The organism is Ochrobactrum soli (genome assembly GCF_003664555.1).
In the GTDB taxonomy this organism is placed as follows: Bacteria; Pseudomonadota; Alphaproteobacteria; order Rhizobiales; family Rhizobiaceae; genus Brucella; species Brucella teleogrylli.
On sequence record NZ_RCHH01000031.1, the window covers coordinates 1 to 18,969 of the forward strand.

Genomic DNA, 18,969 nt, shown 5'->3' on the forward strand with positions numbered 1-18,969 from the left:
CGCCAGCGTCGATACGATGGCAACGATCGTCCTGCCGGACGTGCCGGAATTCATCACGCCGCTGGTCTATGCGCTGCCGATCCAGATGCTGGCCTATCACACCGCTGTCCTGATGGGCACGGACGTCGATCAGCCGCGCAATCTGGCAAAATCGGTTACGGTTGAATAAAATTAGCTCGTTATAGAGTTATCTTAATGAAGTGATAGAAGACGTCGATCTATGCCTCGACGTCTCATAACGCCTCATCCTGAGGAAGTGCGAAGCACTGTCTCGAAGGACAAGGCGTTACTGCCCACCCTTCGACAAGCTCAGGGTGAGGGGAGCGGTAGTGCGTCCTTTATTCGTTCTGTTATCCGGCCCTAAGCAGCCTTATCGCTTCATCGCGTCCGAAGAGATAGAGCAGCACACGCAGTGCCTGCCCGCGTTCGGATTCCAGATCGGGATCGCTGGTCAGGATATAACGTGCATCCTTGCGGGCGATTTCCAGAAGATCGCCATGCGCCTCGATGGAAGCCAGACGAAAACCCGGCGTGCCAGACTGGCGGGTGCCGAGCAGCTCGCCTTCGCCGCGCAGTTTCAGGTCTTCCTCGGCGATGCGGAAACCGTCTTCCGTCTCGCGCATCACCTTCAGCCGCGCCTGTCCGATTTCACCCAGTGGTCCCTTGTAGAGCAGAAGGCAGGTCGATGGCTTGTCGCCACGCCCCACACGCCCGCGCAACTGATGCAATTGCGACAGGCCGAACCGTTCGGCGTGCTCAATGACGATGATGGTTGCGTCGGGCACGTCCACGCCGACTTCAATAACGGTGGTGGCAACCAGAAGCCGCGTCTCGCCTTGCTTGAAGGCGCGCATCGCTTCGTCTTTTTCGGCCCCATTCATACGGCCATGGATAAGGCCGATCCGGTCACCAAACACGGATTTGAGGCTTTCGAAACGCTCTTCCGCTGAGGTCAGTTCAACGACTTCGGATTCCTCCACCAACGGGCAGATCCAGTAGATTTTTTGCCCTTCCTGAACCGCTTTGCGGATGCGCTCCACCAGTTCACCCATACGTTCCATCGGCAGGATCGCGGTTGTGATGGGCTGTCGTCCGGCGGGTTTTTCGGTGAGCTTAGAAACGTCCATATCGCCGAATGCGGTCAGGACCAGCGTGCGCGGGATCGGTGTTGCTGTCATCACCAGCATATCGGGGGCGGTGCCCTTTGCCGTCAGCATCAGGCGCTGATGCACGCCAAAGCGGTGCTGCTCGTCGATGATGACCAGAACGAGGTCGTGATACTCGACCTTTTCCTGAAACAGCGCATGGGTGCCGATGACGATATCGATTTCGCCACTTTTCAAGCCTTCCAGCACGGCGTTGCGGTCTCGGCCTTTTTCGCGGCCCGTCAGCAGGGCAGCTTTCAGCCCGGCTTTTTCGGCAAGCGGCGCGATGGTTGCGAAATGCTGGCGGGCGAGCACTTCGGTTGGAGCCATCAGCGCCGATTGACCGCCGGATTCGGCGGCATGCGCCATGGAAAGCAGGCCCACCACGGTTTTGCCGGAACCGACATCGCCTTGCAGAAGCCGCAACATGCGCTCCGGCGACTTGAGGTCTGTGATGATCTCACGCACGGCCTGATCCTGCCCCTTGGTCAGGCGATAGGGCAGGTGCCGCATGATTTCGGTCACAATGCGTCCGGTGCCTTCCAGCGGTCGACCGGAAAGCCTGCGTGTCTTGGCACGGACGAGGGCCAGCGCCAATTGCCCGGCTAAAAACTCGTCATAAGCCAGCCTGCGCCGCGTGATGCCTTCAAGCGCAATGTCGGACGGGTCTTCCGGCTGGTGCAGGGTATTAAGCGCGTCCTGAAAGCTTGGAAAACGCTCGCGCGCCAGCAAGGGGCCGTCGATCCATTCCGGCAGTGGCGGAACACGCGTCAGCGCTTCCTTGACGGCACGTCCGAGGGTTTTGGGCGACAGGCCTGCTGTCAGCGGATAGACCGGCTCTACCATTGGCAGATTGGCGGCGTCTTCGAGGCTCGCAATGTAATCCGGGTGTACCATGGAAGCACGCCCGTTGAACCATTCCACCTTGCCGGACACGATGACGGTTTCGCCTTCGGGCAGCATTTTTTGCAGCCATGGCAGTTGCGCATGGAAGAAAGTCAGCGCAATTTCGCCGGTTTCGTCATGGGCAAAGACGCGATGCGGAACATTGCCCCTTCCAGGCGGTGCAGGCTGGTGCTGATCAACGACCACTTCCAACGTGACGATGGCGCCTTCCTGCGCCAGCGCAATGCCGGGGCGGTTGCGCCGGTCGATCACGCTGTTCGGCGGCAGAAACAGAAGCTGGCCGACTTTCGGTTCCGCACCGGGCACATCGGTGCCGAGAAGTTTGCCAAGTAAAACCGCTACCTTCGGGCCAATGCCGGAAAGCGAGCGGACGGAAGCGAAAAACGGATCGAGCATGGATGGGCGCATGGCTCAGACCATTAACTGCTTCGCGGTCAGGTGCAAGTGTGCGCCATCATCTTTTCGTGCTCTTTTTGTTCTTGTCTGATAAACAGGTTCCCTGTTCGGTCGCAGATGCTATATACCGGCAGCGATTTTGATAAATGGAGCAGTTCCGACATGACTGGCAGCACACTTGCGGCGGAAAATCTGGATGTACGGCGTCGCAAGCTTTTGTTTCGCGCCTGGCATCGCGGCATGCGTGAGATGGATTTGATTCTTGGCCAATATGCTGATGCGTATATTGTCAGTTTCACCGATGCCCAGCTGGATGAATTCGAGCAGATTCTGGAAGTGCTGGATCGTGATCTTCTCAAATGGGTGACGGGCGAAAGCCCTATCCCCGCAGAACATGATACGCCGCTGTTCCGCGATATTGTCGCCTTCCGTGACCGCATAGAGTTTTAAGAAATCCATGCCCGTTTTCAGCAAATTTGGTCTCAAGCCCAATACGGATACGCAAGCCGGACGCCACATCGTCATTGACGGTGTTGCCGATGGCTTCGAGGCGTTCTGCCTCGCGCGTCTGGTGGACGAGATCGGCGAACGCGGGCCAATTATGTATATCGTGCGCGACGGGCAGCGCATTGCCGATCTGGAGCAGGTGTTGGGCTTCGTCGCGCCGGATCTACCGGTGCTGCATCTGCCCGCCTGGGACTGCCTGCCTTATGACCGCGTATCGCCCGGTGCCGATGCATCGGCGCGCAGGCTGACCGCACTGGGTGCTCTGGCAGCGCTCAAGAAGACGCCGCATCCGGCAATTATTCTCACCACGGCCAATGCGGTACTGCAAAAACTGCCGCCGCAGGCGGCCATTGCCGAACAGGTGATTTCGGCGCGTCCCGGCAATCAGCTCGACATGAACGATCTGGCTTCGCGGCTGGAACGCAACGGTTTCGAGCGTGTGTCGACCGTGCGCGATATTGGCGAATTTGCCGTGCGTGGCGGCATCCTTGATCTTTACGCGCCGGGCGCGGAAGAACCTTTGCGGCTGGATTTTTTCGGCGATACGCTGGAAACGATCCGCGCTTTCGATCCCGCATCGCAGCGCACGACGGGAACGCGCAAGGAATTCGTGCTGCAGCCGATGAGCGAAATCACGCTCTCGCCCGATATGATCAGCCGGTTCCGCAAGAATTACGTGGCGATGTTTGGCGCGCCGCAACGTGACGATGCGCTTTATCAGGCAGTCAGCGAGGGACGTCGCTTTGCCGGTATGGAACACTGGCTGCCGCTGTTCTACGATCATCTGGAAACGGTTTTCGACCATGCGGGCGGCATGCCTGTAGTGTTCGACCATCTGGTGCATGAAGCGCTGACCGAGCGTCACACCATGGTGGTGGACCATTATGAAGCGCGGCTGCGTCAGGCTGAAGGCAATGAAGCAGGCAGCGACGCCGTACCCTATAAACCGGTCAAGCCGGAAACCCTCTATCTCACGCCGCAAGCGGTCGAAGATGCGGTGCAGGCGAGCGGACTTCGCATCGACCTTACGCCCTTCGGCACACCGGACGTATCGAACCGCACCATTGTACACGCCGACGCCCATAAGGGCCGCAACTTCGCCGAGGAACGGGCCGCCACCGACGTGAACCTGTTCGAGGCCGCGGTGAAGTACATTGCCGAACTGCGCGCCTCCGGCAAGAAAGTTCTGGTTGCCGCCTGGACGGAAGGTTCGCTTGACCGTCTGTTGCAGGTTCTCGATGAGCACGGGCTGGAAAAGATCGAGACGGTTGATCGGCTTTCAACCGTCAAGGCGCTGTCTCGCGATAAGGTGACGGCGGCAGTTCTTGCCGTGGAAAGCGGCTTTGATGCCGGTGACCTAGTCGTCGTTGCCGAACAGGATATTCTCGGCGACCGTCTTATCCGCCGTTCCAAGCGCCGCAAGCGTGATCAGGATTTCATCTCGGAAGTGGCGTCGCTGACGGCAGGCGATATTGTCGTCCATGTCGATCACGGCATCGGACGTTTCATCGGCCTCAAGACGATTACCGCAGCGGGCGCACCGCATGATTGTCTTGAACTTCACTATGCAGGCGATGACCGGCTGTTCCTGCCGGTCGAAAATATCGAGCTTCTCTCGCGCTACGGCTCGGAAGGCTCCGACGCGGTTCTCGACAAGCTTGGCGGCGGCGCATGGCAGATGCGCAAGGCCAAGCTCAAGAAGCGACTGCTTGAGATTGCGGGCCATCTGATCCAGATCGCCGCCGAACGCCAGATGCGCGGTGCGCCGGTGATGACGCCGCCCGATGGGCTTTATGCGGAATTCTCCGCTCGCTTCCCTTATGATGAGACCGAAGACCAGATGACGGCCATCGAAGCGGTGGCGGATGATCTGGCCGCAGGCAAGCCGATGGATCGCCTGATCTGCGGCGATGTCGGTTTCGGCAAGACGGAAGTGGCGTTGCGCGCCGCCTTTATCGCAGCGCTGAACGGAGTTCAGGTGGCTGTCGTGGTGCCGACCACGCTTTTGTCGCGCCAGCATTTCAAGACTTTCTCCAAGCGTTTCCACGGCCTGCCGATCACCGTTGCCCATGCCTCGCGGCTGGTTGGCACCAAGGAACTGGCCGCCACCAAGAAAGGTCTGGAAGAAGGCACGGTCGATATTGTCGTCGGCACGCATGCGCTGCTCGGCAACTCGATCAAGTTCAAGAATCTCGGCCTGCTCATCATCGATGAGGAGCAGCATTTTGGCGTCAAGCATAAGGAACGGCTCAAGGAGCTGAAATCCGATGTGCATGTGCTGACGCTTTCGGCAACGCCGATCCCGCGCACCTTGCAGCTTGCGCTGACCGGTGTGCGCGAACTCTCGCTCATCACCACACCGCCGGTGGATCGCATGGCGGTCCGCACCTTTGTTTCGCCATTCGATCCACTCGTTATTCGCGAAACGTTGCTGCGCGAGCGTTATCGCGGCGGTCAGAGTTTCTATGTCTGTCCGCGTATTTCCGACCTGGGCGATATCGAAGAATTCCTGAAAGAGCATGTGCCGGAACTAAAAGTCGCCGTGGCGCATGGCCAGATGGCGCCGGGCGTGCTCGACGATATCATGAACGCCTTTTATGACGGTCAGTACGACGTGCTTCTTTCGACGACCATCGTGGAATCCGGCCTCGATATCCCGACCGCGAACACGATGATCGTGCATCGCGCCGATATGTTTGGCCTGGCGCAGCTTTATCAGCTACGCGGGCGCGTGGGTCGTTCCAAGCATCGCGCCTTCGCGCTCTTCACGCTTCCGGCGGGCAAGATGCTGACGCAGATGGCGGAACGTCGCCTGAAAGTGTTGCAATCGCTGGATACGCTTGGCGCGGGCTTCCAGCTTGCCAGCCACGACATGGATATTCGCGGTGCCGGCAATCTCTTGGGCGAGGAACAGTCGGGCCATATCAAGGAAGTCGGTTTCGAGTTGTACCAGCAGATGCTGGAAGAGGCCGTCGCGACCCTCAAGGGTTCGGGCGAAGTGGAAGACAGCCAGTGGTCGCCGCAGATTGCCATCGGCACGGCGGTCATGATCCCCGAAAACTACGTGCCGGATCTGCAATTGCGCCTCGGCCTTTATCGCCGCCTTGCCGATCTGGAAGAGCCACAGGATATCGACGCCTTCGGTGCGGAACTTATCGACCGTTTCGGTCCGATGCCGGAAGAAGTGCAGCATCTGCTCAAGATCGTCTATATCAAGGCGCTCTGCCGTCGCGCTAATGTTGAAAAGCTGGATGCCGGTCCGAAGGGCGTCGTCATCCAGTTCCGTCATGCAACGTTTAACAATCCGGTCGGTCTGGTGAAGATGATCGGCGAGCAGGGCTCCATGGCAAAGATCAGGCCGGATCAGAGCATTGTGTTCATCCGCGACTGGCCGACGCCGGAAAAACGTCTCAACGGCTCGGCTGTCATCATGACGCAGCTGGCGAAAATCGCGGCGGGTTAACCCGCCGCCATAATTGGTCTACCGATCTTCCGAAATCCCCGGCTCAAAGCCTTCCGCCGTCTGGCGAATGGCATCGGCCAGAACATCGGCGTTTTGTGCGCCCATGACGGCATATTTCTGATCGATGATGAAGCAGGGCACGCCGCGCACGCCGATACGGTTGGCGGTGTCGATTTCCTCGCGGATCGTGGCCTTGTCGGCGTCGCTTTCCAGAAGACGGGCGACAACGGCTGCATCCATGCCGACGCTAGCTGCCGCATCGACCAGCACTTCATGGTCGCCAATATCCTGTCCCTGCTCAAAATAGAGCGAGAACAGAGTGCCGACGAGCTTGTTCTGCGTGTCGGGTGCGGCCTGTGCCGCCCAGTGGATCAAACGATGCGCATCGAGCGTGTTGGGCGCGCGAGTGATGGCTTCAAAATCGAAGACAATGCCGTTTTCTTCGCCAAGCTCCGTCAGTTGCTTATGAATGTCATCGATCTTAGAGCTGTTGCCGAATTTCTCGCGCATATAGGCCTGCCGGTCCTTGCCTTGCGGCGGCAGTGTCGGATCGAGCTGAAACGGACGCCAGCGAATTTCAGCTTCCACATCGGGTAGCATGGCGAGCGCATTTTCAAGCCGCTTGCGTCCGAGGAAACACCACGGACAGACGACATCCGATACAACATCGATGGTGATTTTCTTTTCGCTCATGCGGGATGCTCCGTGTGGTTGCGGGAGGCACGCCTCCCGCATCGATATGCATATTATAGGAAATGGATTTAGGGCGAATTACGACCTTATCAAACAGAACTCAAGGCTGAGCGCGCCACCATGTCGGTAGCTGAAAGCCATAGAGCGCTGTTTTTGCAGGATGTTCGATCCGGTCCCAGCGTGCCACCCACTGATAAGGGAGGTGATACAGAGGAATATAATAATTGCCCGATAGCAATATCCGGTCGAGCGCACGCACCGCACTGACGAAATCAGCACGCGTGCGCGCGGCGAGCAGCGCATCAATCATCGCATCGACGGCGGGATCGGCCACGCCTGGATAATTGAAGCTGCCTTGCGCATCACGCGACGCCGCGCCCCAGCGCATCCACTGCTCATTGCCGGGCGACAGCGAACTGGACAGAGCGCCGAGGATCATGTCGTAATCGAAGGTCTGGAGCCGTTGCTGATATTGTGCGTCATCAGCAGTGCGGATATCCACCGTAATGCCGAGCCGGGCCAGATTGCGCTTATAGGCAAGCCCGATCTTCTCTTCTTCCGCCGAGCGCGTCATGATTTCAAATTGCAGCGGCTTGCCGGTGGAATCGACGGCCAGCCCATTGTGGAACTGGAAACCGGCTTCCATCAGAAGATCATAGGCCTGTTTGGCGGGCGTCCGGTCATGGCCGGTGCCGTCGGTGACGGGCACATGCCATGTACCATTCATCACATCTTCACGCACCGCATCGGGATAGGGTGCCAGAAGTTCCCTTTCACGGGCATCGGCGGGTTTGCCGACGGAAGAAAGCTCGGAGCCTTCCCAAAAACTCTGGGTGCGCTTGTACTGGCCTGCAAACAAATTGCGGTTCGCCCATTCAAAGTCGAACAGCAATCCAAGCGCCTGCCGCACGCGACGGTCTGCGAAGATCGGACGACGCGTGTTGAACACGAAGCCCAGCATGTTCGCGGGCGTACCCTTTTCGAAGCTCTCCTTGATGACTTTGCCTTGCTGCACAGCCGGAAAATCATAGGATTTTTCCCACCGCGTCGGATTGCCCTCGATGAAAACATCGAGCAGTCCTTTTTTGAAGGATTCAAACAGGGAGGTTTCGTTGCGATAATATTCGATCGTCAGCGTGTCGAAATTGTCCGTGCCACGCTTGGACGGAATGTCCTTGGCCCAATAATCCGGGTTGCGCTTATAGATGATGCGCTGGCCGGGCTGCACGCCGGACACCAGATAGGGACCGCTGCCGAGCGGCGGCTTCAGTGTGGAATTACCGAAGGTCGCCGGATCGGTTGCGTGTTTCGGAAGAACCGGCATCACCGACGCGATCAGCATCGGAAACTCGCGGTCCGACTTGTCGTTGAAGTTGAAACGCACCGAGCGCTCGCCAGTCTTCTCGATCTTGTCGATCCGGCTCATTCGGTTGTTGAAAGGGGGACGGCCCTTTTCGGTGAGAATTTGATAGGTGAAGATAATATCATCCACCGTCACTGGCTGCCCGTCCGACCATTTGGCCTTCGGGTTCAGCGTGAATTCCACCCATTTCCGTTCGGGGTCTATGGCGACTTTTTCCGCAAGCAGCGGGTAGAGCGTGAAAGGTTCATCGCGTGAGCGCTGCATCAATGTCTCAAAGACGAGATTGCCGAACTCACCATCGCTGAACAGGCCGCGCGCAGTCGTGCGCATGCTTTTGAGCACGAACGGATTGAGGCTGTCGAACGTGCCGACAACACCGACGGTCAGTTTGCCGCCCTTGGGTGCATCAGGATTGGCATAGCGAAAATGCGTAAAGTCGGCAGGAAGCGCCACGTCTCCATGCATGGAGAGAGCATAATCGGGCGCAGCTGCTGTTTCGGCCTGCGCCATACGCGCACCGATTCCCGTCATCGAGACGACCATAGCCGCCGGAAGCCCTAATCTGAGCCCCCGCGTGATTGCCAGCAGGAATTTTCTGCGCAAATGAGCGATCGATCCGTTCAACTTCATTCGTCCATTGTAAGTAAGCGTGAGGCGCTTGTTTTTCAGGAAATACGAAATAGCATTGATTCGTTAGGCGAAATTATCATGATCCTATAATATATAGGTATTTTGGGCGTGTTCCGCGCGTTACAGTACAAATGAAAATGGTGATTTTACGGGATTCCGAGCCTTCCAGATGGAAACTGGTCTGGATTCGCGCCCGCAGTCGTTGTAACACCGCCCCGGAATAGGATTGAAGAGTCCTAAAGGTCACGCTGTTGCCGCATTTTCAAACCAGTGACGGTCTATCGCTGACTAACCAGAATACGGGAACTACAGATCAGAGCGTTGAAAGGAACCTGTTGATCATGTCCAGCACGAAGACAATCGCTGCCACATCGGCCATCGCTGGCGCGTTCGCCTTGCTTGCCTCCGCAACGATGCCTGCATCGGCGCAGCAGCCGCCGCAGGGTTGGTTCAAGGTCTGCTCGAAGCAGGAAGATAACGACATCTGCAACACGCAGAACATCATCACTGCCGATTCCGGCCAGTTGCTGACCGCCGTTAACCTCATCGAGATCAAGGGCAAGATCAATCGCAAGATTTTCCAGGTCACCGTGCCGATTGGCCGCCTGATTCCGGCTGGCGTTGGCATGCAGATCGACAACAACAAAGCGGTAAAGCTTGAATACGGCATCTGCTTCCCTGATCGCTGCATCGCAGAGGCACCGCTGAACGACGATCTGATCAAGGCTCTCCAGAAGGGCGGCAAGCTGACGCTGACCTCGGTCAATTATCAGAACAAGCCGAACCCGATCCCGGTTGCCCTGACCGGCTTCTCGCAGGCTCTCACCGGCCCGGCTCTGAAGCAGTCGGAACTGGAAGACCGCCAGAAGGAACTTCAGGACGCCGTCCAGAAGAAGCAGAAAGATTTCGAAGCCAAGATGAAGGCTGAACAGGAAAAAGCCAAGGGCGCTGCCAACTAATCGGCAAAACCATGGTCATAATAAAAGGGCGCTTTTCAGCGCCCTTTTTCTTTGAACTATCGCTTTTAAAGGTGAGGACAACTTAGTTCGCGTGCTGCGATTTCACCCGATAGGTGCCGTTGTCGAGTCGGTCGAAAATCTCGTCGATCTGCGGATGGCGCAAAGGCTCGTTGCTGACGTCGGGCAGCAGATTTTGCTCGGACACATAGGCCACATATTCGGATTCCGCATTTTCCGCGAAGAGATGATAGAAGGGTTGGTCACGCTGAGGACGTGCGTCCTCCGGTATGGACTCATACCATTCTTCCGTATTTGCGAATTCGGGGTCCACGTCGAAGATAACGCCTCTGAACGGGAACAGCCGGTGTTTCACCACCTGGCCGATTTGGAATTTCGCGTGTTTTATCTGTGTCATACCCATGAGATGTTATGTAGTTCACCGTCCGCCAAATTAAAGCGGGCGTGAAACATGAAGTTTTTGAGGGAAGCCTTTATTTGCTGGCGTTGTCGCGTCGACGGTCTGCCAGCTTGGGAAGTTTGGGGAGAAAATGCGTAAAGCCGCTGCCGGGGCGCAGGCCTTCCCGCATGAAGAATGACCGCAACGGCGCGAAGGATCGCAGCATTTCCAACCCGACGCCGCGCGCGATCTGCGCAGGTAGCATGGGCGACAGAAGCGAGCGGTTGAGCGCATCGACCGAGCCGGTTCGGGCCAGAATATCTGGACGGCGTGCGCGGTCATAAGCGCGGATCACACGATCAGAACCTGGATCGACAGAATCGCTTTCGATGGCCTTTACCAGCGTTTCCACGTCGCGTGTGCCGAGATTAAGCCCTTGTGCACCGATGGGTGGGAAAACATGGGCTGCTTCGCCAATCAGGATGGTTCGCTTGGCTGCAAATGCGTTTGGCACCAGCCCGGACAGAGGCCAGCCCTGCGGGCGCACGTCGATTTCGATCCGGCCGAGCATCGACTGCATCATCTCCTCGACCTGTGCGGCCAGAGCCTGATCGTCCAGCGTGAGCAAGGTTTCTGCGCGTTCCGGGTTCACCACCCACACAAGGCTCGAACGCTTGCCTTTCAGTGGAACCTGCGTGAACGGGCCGTGTTCGGTATGAAATTCTGTCGAGATGTTTTCGTGGCTGATGCTGTGGGCGAAGGACAAGACAACAGCGGTTTGTGGATAGTTCCAGCGGCGCGCGCGGATGCCTGCGGCTTCGCGTGCGCCGGAATTGCGCCCATCAGCGGCGACTAAAAGGCGGGCATGGAGCGTATCGCCACCCGCCAATGTCACCGTTACATGGTCGCCATTGGGGCGATATTCGATAGCCGACGCCGTGTTGCGCTCGATATTGGCGCTCTCGGCCACAGCTTCGGCAAGCTTCGCGTTGAGAACGGCATTGGGGATATTATAGCCAAATGCCTCTTCGCCGATTTCACCGGCGCGGAAGGTGACTGTCGGGCTGCGGACAAGGCGCTGCGTCGCATCGACAATGCGCATGGAGGCGAGCGGTGCGGCTTCCGGCTGGATGGACGACCAGACGCCGATCTGTTCGAGAAAACGGATGGCGGGCATCATCAGCGCCGTCGTGCGGCGGTCGCCCTTGTCCGTTTCGGGTCCCAGAAGGATGGTGCGATAGCCCTTCGCGCCAAGCGCAAGCGCGGCCATCATGCCAGCAGGGCCGCCACCGCTGATCACGATGTCAGTCATTGGCTTGTTCGCAACCAGATCGTTCATTCGCTTCATCCTTCGTCGGGACGTGTCGGCCAGAAGTGCAGCTATGAAGATGATTCTTCCGTGCCGTTCTCAAGCAGCACTTAGACCGAAATGCCGGCAAAGGCCATTCTTCCGTGGAATTAAGGCTGATTTGCCTCATGCCTTACTTGCTCTTTTGAGCTTATTCGGGGAAAGCTTCCACTAAGAACACGGCTTTTCTGGGATAGATCACGTCAGGATCCAACAGAACAGTTGGGGCGTCAGTTTGTTTGGTGTAAACGCCCACGATGAGCCTAAGGTAAGCCCAAGGTGAGCCAAGGCGAGATTTGAAATAAAATCGCTGTATCTTCTGCGGAAACTGCGCGGCGACAAAACGGAATGGCGAACAGCGTGAAAACCAAACTGACCGGAAAACTCAAAGCCAAGAAAGTCACCGCGCCGCAAGCCAAGGCGTTTTCTGTCCATTTGCTGACGGCATCGGGGTCGTTTCTGGCTTTTCTGTCCATCGTCGCGGCCAGCGACGGGCGATATACGGCGATGTGGTGGTGGCTTGGCCTCGCGCTGTTCGTAGATGGCATCGACGGGCCAATCGCGCGCAAGCTCGAAGTCAAATATGTGTTGCCCAACTGGTCGGGTGAACTGCTCGACAACATCATCGACTATGTCACCTACGTCCTGATCCCTGCTTTTGCCTTGTATCAGAGCGGCTTTATGGGGACGAACCTCTCCTTCATATCCGGCGCGATCATCGTCGTGTCGAGCGCGATCTATTATGCCGATACCGGCATGAAGACGAAGGAGAACTTCTTCAAGGGCTTCCCGGTGGTGTGGAACATGGTGGTCTTCACCCTGTTCATCGTCAGGCCGGGAGAATGGGTGGCGTTCGGCACCGTGGTTGCATCGGCGATCCTGTCCTTCCTGCCGATCAACTTCCTGCATCCGGTGCGCGTTGTGCGCCTGCGCCCGATCAATCTCACGGTGTTTCTGCTCTGGTGCGCCTTTGGTGCGATCGCGCTTTATTATACGCTGGATGCGCCGCTCTGGGTGCGCGTGGGCATTTCCGTGACCGGGCTCTATATCTATTTCATTGGCGCAGTGATGCAGTTCTTCCCCGGCCTTGGGCGCACCGCCGCCGTTATTGAGGCCGAGAAAGTTGCAGCTGCAAAAAAGAGCGGAGACGTATGATGATCAATGCCATTCGCGTTCATCAGACCGGCGGGCCTGAAGTTCTGAACTATGAGCAGATCGAAATCGGTGAGCCGGGGCCGGGTGAAGCGAAGGTTCGCCATGAAGCCGTCGGCCTCAATTTCATCGACGTTTATTTCCGCACGGGTCTCTACAAGGCAGCGCAAATGCCGTTCACGCCCGGCAATGAAGGTGCTGGCACGGTTATTGCCGTTGGTGCCGGTGTTGACAATGTGAAGGTGGGTGACCGCGTCGCTTATGTGGCAACGCCGGGTTCCTATGCCGACGAGCGCATTTTGCCTGCCGACCGTCTGGTGATCGTGCCGGAAAGCATTGATCTCAAAACTGCCGCTTCCATGATGCTGAAGGGCATGACGGCGCAATATCTGTTGCGGCGCACCTTCCGGGTTGAAGCCGGACAGACGATCCTTTTTCATGCGGCGGCTGGCGGTGTCGGCCTGATCGCAGGGCAGTGGGCCAAGCATCTTGGAGCAACGGTTATCGGCACAGCCGGATCGCCAGACAAGATCGCGCTTGCCAAGCAGCATGGCTATGACCATGTCATTAATTACCGCACGGAAAATTTCGCCGAAAGAGTGCGTGAACTGACCAATGGCGCAGGCGTGGACGTGGTTTACGACTCTGTCGGTCGCGATACCTATATGGGATCGCTGGACGTCCTGAAGCCGCTCGGCATGTTCGCCTGTTTCGGCCAGTCATCGGGTGTCATTCCGCCGTTTGATCTTGGGCTTCTGGCGCAGAAAGGGTCGCTCTTCGCAACCCGTCCGACATTGTTCAACTATGTCGCCAAGCGTTCCGACCTCGAAAAGACCGCAGCCGAGCTTTTCGACGTGGTGGGCAGCGGTGCGGTGAAGATAGAAATCAACCAGACCTATGCGCTCAAAGACGCCCGCAAGGCGCATGAGGAACTGGAAGCGCGCAAGACCACCGGAACCAGTATTTTACTCCCGTAATGTCGTCTGATTGACCTTGTTTTCGTGGCGCGGGTGAGGGGCGACCTATCGCCGATGTGCATATGTTAGGCAGAGCCTGCTTTTGCTCTTTTCAAGTGCAAAATTGCTGCTAAGGTCTTTCAAAAATACATTTGGGGAATAATGTCAGCCAATTTATCCGACCGGCCTCTTCTGGATGTCCGCCGGCTCACGAAACTATTTGGGCAGCTCAGAGCTTGCGATGGGGTTGATCTCACCATTGCCAAGGGCGAAATTCACGCGCTTCTGGGCGAGAACGGCGCTGGAAAATCCACTTTCGTTAAGATGCTGTTCGGTGCGCTGCAACCGCTTGAAGGCGAAATCGTCTGGAAGGGCCAGAGCGTCGTCATTGGCGAACCTGCCGCTGCAAGAACGCTCGGCATCGGCATGGTTTTTCAGCATTTTTCGCTTTTCGACTCGCTGACTGCCGCTGAAAATATCGCTCTCTCGCTGGATAGCGCTCTGTCGCTGTCCGATGTGGCAAAACGGGCCAGCGAAGTGGGCAAGACCTATGGCTTGCCGGTCGATCCGCAGGCCCATGTCGGCGACCTTTCGGTCGGCGAGCGCCAGCGCATCGAAATCGTGCGTTGTCTGTTGCAGGAACCGGACCTGATCATTCTGGACGAACCGACCTCGGTTCTGACGCCGCAGGAAGCCGACCGCCTGTTTGAAACACTGGAACGGCTGAAGGCTGAAGGCAAATCCATTCTCTATATCAGTCATCGTCTGGAAGAGGTGAAGCGGCTTTGCGACCGCGCAACGGTGTTGCGCCACGGTAAGGTGGTTGGGCATTGCGATCCACGCAAGGAAACGGCGGCGTCGCTCGCCCGCATGATGGTTGGCAACGACATCAAGGTGGTGGCGCGCAGCCCGATGGATGCTCCGGCGACGCGCGCCGAAGCGCTGTTTGAAATCAAGTCTTTGTCACAACCGCCACGGGGGCCGTTTTCCACAGCGCTTAAAGATATCTCGCTTTCGGTGGCCGCTGGCGAAGTCGTGGGGCTTGCGGGCGTTGCTGGCAATGGGCAGGGCGAATTCTTTGAAGCCATTTCCGGCGAGGTGCTGCAATCGGCTGCATCGACTGTACGTATTCGAGGCAAGGATGCAGGCAGGCTCGGCATCAGCGAACGGCGCATGATGGGGGCGGCCTTTGTGCCGGAAGAGCGGCTTGGCCACGGTGCGGTGCCGTCATTGTCACTGACCGACAATCTGTTTCTGTCGCGCTACAAGACCGATGCGAAAGCGTTCCTGCGCGGCGGCGCGTTAAAGTTGATCGCCGAAAGCGCACTGCATTCCGCTGCGCGACGCATTATTGAGCGGATGGATGTGCGCAAAAGCGCAGAAAACCCGCCAGCTTCGGCACTGTCCGGCGGCAATCTGCAAAAGTTCATCATTGGTCGTGAACTTGATCGTTCGCCATCGGTCATGGTCATCAACCAGCCGACATGGGGCGTCGATGCGGGTGCTGCGGCTCATATCCGGCAGGCCCTTGTGGACCTTGCGCGATCGGGCTCTGCCGTTCTTGTCATTAGCCAGGATCTCGATGAACTCTTCGAAATCAGTGACCGGATAGCGGTCATGAATCACGGTCAGCTTTCCGAGCCTATGCCTGTTGCCGAATTGACTCTTGAAAAGATCGGCCTGCTGATGGGCGGCATTTCCGGTGAAGCAGAGATGGGTGCGGCCTGATGCGGATCGAACTCGTCAAACGCCCCCAGCCGTCGAAGCTTTTCAGCGCCTTGTCGCCCTTGCTGGCTCTGGCGCTGACCTTCATTTTCGGCGGTCTCGCCTTCGCATTGATGGGCAAAGACCCGCTCAATGCGCTTTATGTGTTCTTTGTCGAACCTTTGTTCGATATCTGGTCGTGGCATGAATTGCTGGTCAAGGCCGCGCCGCTGATCCTGATCGCGGTGGGTCTGTGCGTCTGCTTCCTGTCGAACAACTGGAATATCGGTGCTGAAGGGCAATTCATCATGGGGGCCGTCACCGGTTCTATTCTGCCGGTGATGTTTCCCGACTTTCAGTCGTGGCTCGTGCTGCCGCTGATGATGCTGATGGGCATGGCGGGCGGTGCTGCCTATGCGTCGGTTCCGGCCTTTCTCAAGGTCCGCTTCAATACGAACGAGATTCTCACCAGCCTGATGCTGGTCTATGTGGCGCAACTCTTCCTCGACTGGCTGGTGCGCGGACCGTGGCGTAACCCGGAAGGCTATAACTTCCCGGAAACGCGCCAGTTTAATGACAGCGCTATTCTGCCGGAAATATGGAGTGAATCGGGACGCGCCCATTGGGGCTTCATTCTGGCGCTGATTGCCGCGCTATTGGTCTGGTTCCTGCTCAAGCACACGCTGAAGGGCTTCGAGGTCAAGGTCATCGGCCAAAGCCCGAGGGCAGGGCGCTTCGCGGGCTTCAGTTCCGGCAAACTAGTGTTTTTCGTCTTTGCCGTTTCAGGCGCGCTGGCCGGCCTTGCCGGTATTGCGGAAACATCTGGCGCTATCGGGCAGCTTCGTCCGGTCATTTCACCCGGCTACGGATTCACCGCAATCATCGTCGCGTTTCTCGGGCGTCTGAACCCGCTCGGCGCTATCGCTGCAGGCCTTGTGTTGGCGCTGTCCTATCTCGGCGGCGAGGCGGCGCAGGTTGCCATCGGCATTTCAGAAAAATCGGCGCGCGTGTTTCAGGGCATGATCCTGTTCTTTGTGCTGGCCTGTGATACGCTCATTCTCTACCGCATTCGTTTTGTCAGCGCACACAAAACGGGAAAGGCCTGATCCGATGGAACTGACACAGGCCATTCTTCTCACTATCGCCACCGCCGCAACACCGCTGCTGATCGCAGCCATTGGAGAATTGGTGGTTGAACGTTCGGGCGTTCTCAATCTGGGCGTCGAAGGCATGATGCTGATGGGAGCTGTTTCCGGCTTCGCAGCAGCGCAGCTCACCGGCTCGGCATGGCTCGGCCTATTGGCGGGCATAGCCGTTGGAACCCTGTTCTCGGCCATTTTCGGCTTCCTGACGCTTACTCTGGTCACCAATCAGGTGGCAACTGGTCTTGCTCTCACCATTCTGGGTATCGGCGCTTCAGCACTCTTGGGCGAAAGCTTTGTTGGTGTTCCGGGTGTCCGGCTCGATGCTATCTATATTCCCTATTTCACGGATATTCCTCTGGTTGGGCGGTTCCTGTTCGGGCAAGACCCGATCTTTTACTTCTCGCTCATGCTGGTTGCAGCAGTGACGTGGTTCCTGTTTCGCACGCGCGCGGGGCTCACCTTGCGCGCCATTGGCGACAGCCACGGTTCCGCCCATGCGCTTGGCGTGCATGTGGTGCGCACACGCTATCTGGCGGTGCTGTTCGGCGGTGCCTGCGCAGGCCTTGCGGGCGCGCAACTCTCGCTCGTCTATGTGCCGCAATGGGTGGAAAACATGACCGCCGGTCGCGGCTGGATCGCTTTGGCGCTCGTCGTTTTTGCGTCGTGGCGACCATGGCGGGTGCTGATCGGGGCTTATCTTTTTGGCGCTGTGACCATCGGCCAGCTGCATGCGCAGGCGCTTGGTTTCGGCCTGCCGTCGCAATTGCTTTCGGCGTTGCCCTATATCGCGACCATCGTGGTGCTGGTCATCATCTCGCGCAACAAGCGCCTGACGATGATGAACACGCCTGCGTCGCTCGGTAAGCCGTTCGTTCCGGACAGATAGGGGTTAAACGCGAACCGGTTCCCACGACAGGACGGTTTCGTTTTTATAGGGTGCAAACAAGGAGTGCAGGGACCATGAAAAAGACGCTTATGGCCATCGCCACCGCTGCCAGCTTTATGCTCGGCGGCGCGGCGCATGCAGAAGACAAACTCAAAGTGGGCTTCATCTATATCGGACCTCCGGGCGACTTCGGCTGGACCTATCAGCATGATCAGGCGCGCAAGGAACTGGTCGAAGCGCTGGGCGACAAGATCGAGACCACCTTTCTTGAAAACGTGCCGGAAGGTGCTGACGCCGAGCGTTCCATCGAACGTCTGGCGCGCGCTGGCAATCAGCTGATTTTCACGACCTCGTTCGGCTATATGGACCCGACCGTCAAGGTCGCCAAGAAGTTCCCGAAGGTGAAGTTCGAGCATGCGACCGGCTATAAGACCGCCGACAACATGTCAGCCTATAATGCGCGCTTCTATGAAGGCCGTTATGTGCAGGGCGTGATCGCCGCCAAGATGTCGACCAAGGGCGTTGCCGGTTACATCGCCTCAGTGCCGGTTCCGGAAGTCGTGCAGGGCATCAATGCCTTTATGCTCGGCGCACAGTCGATCAATCCTGAATTCAAGGTCAAGGTAATCTGGGTCAATTCCTGGTTCGATCCGGGCAAGGAAGCTGATGCCGCCAAGGCTCTGATCGATCAGGGCGTGGACATCATCACCCAGCACACCGATTCCACCGCTGCCATTCAGGTGGCGCATGATCGCGGCATCAAGGCTTTTGGTCAGGCTTCGGACATGATCAAGTTCGCCCCCGACACGCAGCTTACGGCAGTCGTGGACGAATGGGGTCCATACTATATCGACCGCACCAAGGCTGTTCTCGACGGCAGCTGGAAGAGCCAGAATGTCTGGTGGGGCATGAAGGAAGGCCTCGTCAAGATGGCGCCTTACACCAACATGCCGGATGACGTGAAGAAACTGGCCGAGGAAACCGAAGCCAAGATCAAGTCTGGCGAACTGAAGCCTTTCACCGGCCCGATCAAGAAGCAGGACGGTTCGGAATGGCTGAAGGCTGGCGAACAGGCCGACGACAAGACCCTGCTTGGCCTGAATTTCTATGTCGCTGGCGTGGACGACAAGCTCCCGCAGTAAGCATAGTTCACAGGCAAAAAAAGAAGGGCGCCTCAAGCGCCCTTTTTCTTTTTTATAAGCTTTTTTACAGAGCTTTCTTAAAGCGTAAGCGCTGTCCTGACCCCACCTTCCGGATCATCGCTTGATCATTGATGTTCAACCTCGAAAGAGGGCTAGGACATATGTCGATTTCAGAAC

Annotated in this window: 14 protein-coding genes; 9 read left to right on the plus strand and 5 right to left on the minus strand. The window is 57.6% G+C overall.

Translation table 11 applies throughout. From position 1 onward, the window contains the following. Positions 1-350: 350 nt before the first annotated feature. Positions 351-2,459 carry an ATP-dependent DNA helicase RecG gene (gene recG / locus D8666_RS23355; protein WP_109367533.1) on the minus strand — a complete coding sequence of 703 codons (2,109 nt, stop codon included), beginning with the start codon at positions 2,457-2,459 and terminating at the stop codon, positions 351-353. A 150-nt stretch (positions 2,460-2,609) separates the two neighbouring features. Between recG and D8666_RS23360 the strand changes: the two genes are divergently transcribed. Both D8666_RS23360 and mfd read left to right on the plus strand, forming a co-directional pair. After that, positions 2,610-2,897 (plus strand): FAD assembly factor SdhE, encoded by a 288-nt coding sequence (locus tag D8666_RS23360; RefSeq protein WP_109367532.1) that lies wholly within the window; start codon positions 2,610-2,612, stop codon positions 2,895-2,897. Positions 2,898-2,904: 7 nt separating this feature from the next. Then, entirely contained in the window at positions 2,905-6,417 is a 3,513-nt protein-coding gene (mfd, locus tag D8666_RS23365; protein ID WP_109367531.1) for a transcription-repair coupling factor, read from the plus strand. Between the two features lie 18 nt (positions 6,418-6,435). Here the strand turns inward: mfd and D8666_RS23370 are convergent, their stop codons facing one another. Together D8666_RS23370 and D8666_RS23375 are read right to left on the minus strand one after the other, a co-directional pair. Next, complete coding sequence (locus D8666_RS23370) at positions 6,436-7,110, minus strand: DsbA family oxidoreductase (RefSeq protein WP_109367530.1); 675 nt, start codon at positions 7,108-7,110, stop codon at positions 6,436-6,438. Positions 7,111-7,210: 100 nt separating this feature from the next. Beyond that, on the minus strand, positions 7,211-9,103 hold the full coding sequence (locus D8666_RS23375; protein ID WP_371830848.1) for an extracellular solute-binding protein: 1,893 nt from the start codon (positions 9,101-9,103) through the stop codon (positions 7,211-7,213). A 341-nt stretch (positions 9,104-9,444) separates the two neighbouring features. Between D8666_RS23375 and D8666_RS23380 the strand changes: the two genes are divergently transcribed. Beyond that, positions 9,445-10,062, plus strand: coding sequence for an invasion associated locus B family protein (locus D8666_RS23380; RefSeq protein ID WP_109367528.1), 618 nt, complete (start codon positions 9,445-9,447; stop codon positions 10,060-10,062). Between the two features lie 82 nt (positions 10,063-10,144). Here D8666_RS23380 and hspQ read toward each other — a convergent pair whose 3' ends face one another. Together hspQ and D8666_RS23390 are read right to left on the minus strand one after the other, a co-directional pair. Beyond that, positions 10,145-10,483, minus strand: a complete 339-nt coding sequence (hspQ, locus tag D8666_RS23385; RefSeq protein ID WP_109367527.1) for a heat shock protein HspQ — start codon at positions 10,481-10,483, stop codon at positions 10,145-10,147. A gap of 70 nt (positions 10,484-10,553) precedes the next feature. Further along, entirely contained in the window at positions 10,554-11,798 is a 1,245-nt protein-coding gene (locus D8666_RS23390) for a UbiH/UbiF family hydroxylase (protein ID WP_109367526.1), read from the minus strand. Between the two features lie 357 nt (positions 11,799-12,155). Here D8666_RS23390 and pcsA point away from each other — a divergent pair, with 357 nt between their 5' ends. From pcsA to D8666_RS23420, 6 genes are all read left to right on the plus strand, one after another. Further along, positions 12,156-12,962 carry a phosphatidylcholine synthase gene (gene pcsA / locus D8666_RS23395; RefSeq protein ID WP_109367525.1) on the plus strand — a complete coding sequence of 269 codons (807 nt, stop codon included), beginning with the start codon at positions 12,156-12,158 and terminating at the stop codon, positions 12,960-12,962. Further along, a complete protein-coding gene (locus D8666_RS23400) occupies positions 12,962-13,936 on the plus strand; it encodes a quinone oxidoreductase family protein (protein ID WP_109367524.1) in 975 nt (324 codons plus the stop codon). Before pcsA ends, D8666_RS23400 begins: the two co-directional genes overlap by 1 nt. Positions 13,937-14,077: 141 nt before the next feature. Continuing rightward, positions 14,078-15,643, plus strand: coding sequence for an ABC transporter ATP-binding protein (locus D8666_RS23405; protein ID WP_109367523.1), 1,566 nt, complete (start codon positions 14,078-14,080; stop codon positions 15,641-15,643). Then, a complete protein-coding gene (locus tag D8666_RS23410; RefSeq protein WP_109367522.1) occupies positions 15,643-16,725 on the plus strand; it encodes an ABC transporter permease in 1,083 nt (360 codons plus the stop codon). Before D8666_RS23405 ends, D8666_RS23410 begins: the two co-directional genes overlap by 1 nt. Before the next feature lie 4 nt (positions 16,726-16,729). After that, the gene (locus tag D8666_RS23415; RefSeq protein WP_109367521.1) at positions 16,730-17,650 is read left to right on the plus strand and encodes an ABC transporter permease; all 921 of its coding nucleotides are present in this window, start codon (positions 16,730-16,732) and stop codon (positions 17,648-17,650) included. A gap of 74 nt (positions 17,651-17,724) precedes the next feature. Further along, complete coding sequence (locus D8666_RS23420; protein ID WP_121539622.1) at positions 17,725-18,792, plus strand: BMP family ABC transporter substrate-binding protein; 1,068 nt, start codon at positions 17,725-17,727, stop codon at positions 18,790-18,792. Positions 18,793-18,969: the final 177 nt, after the last annotated feature.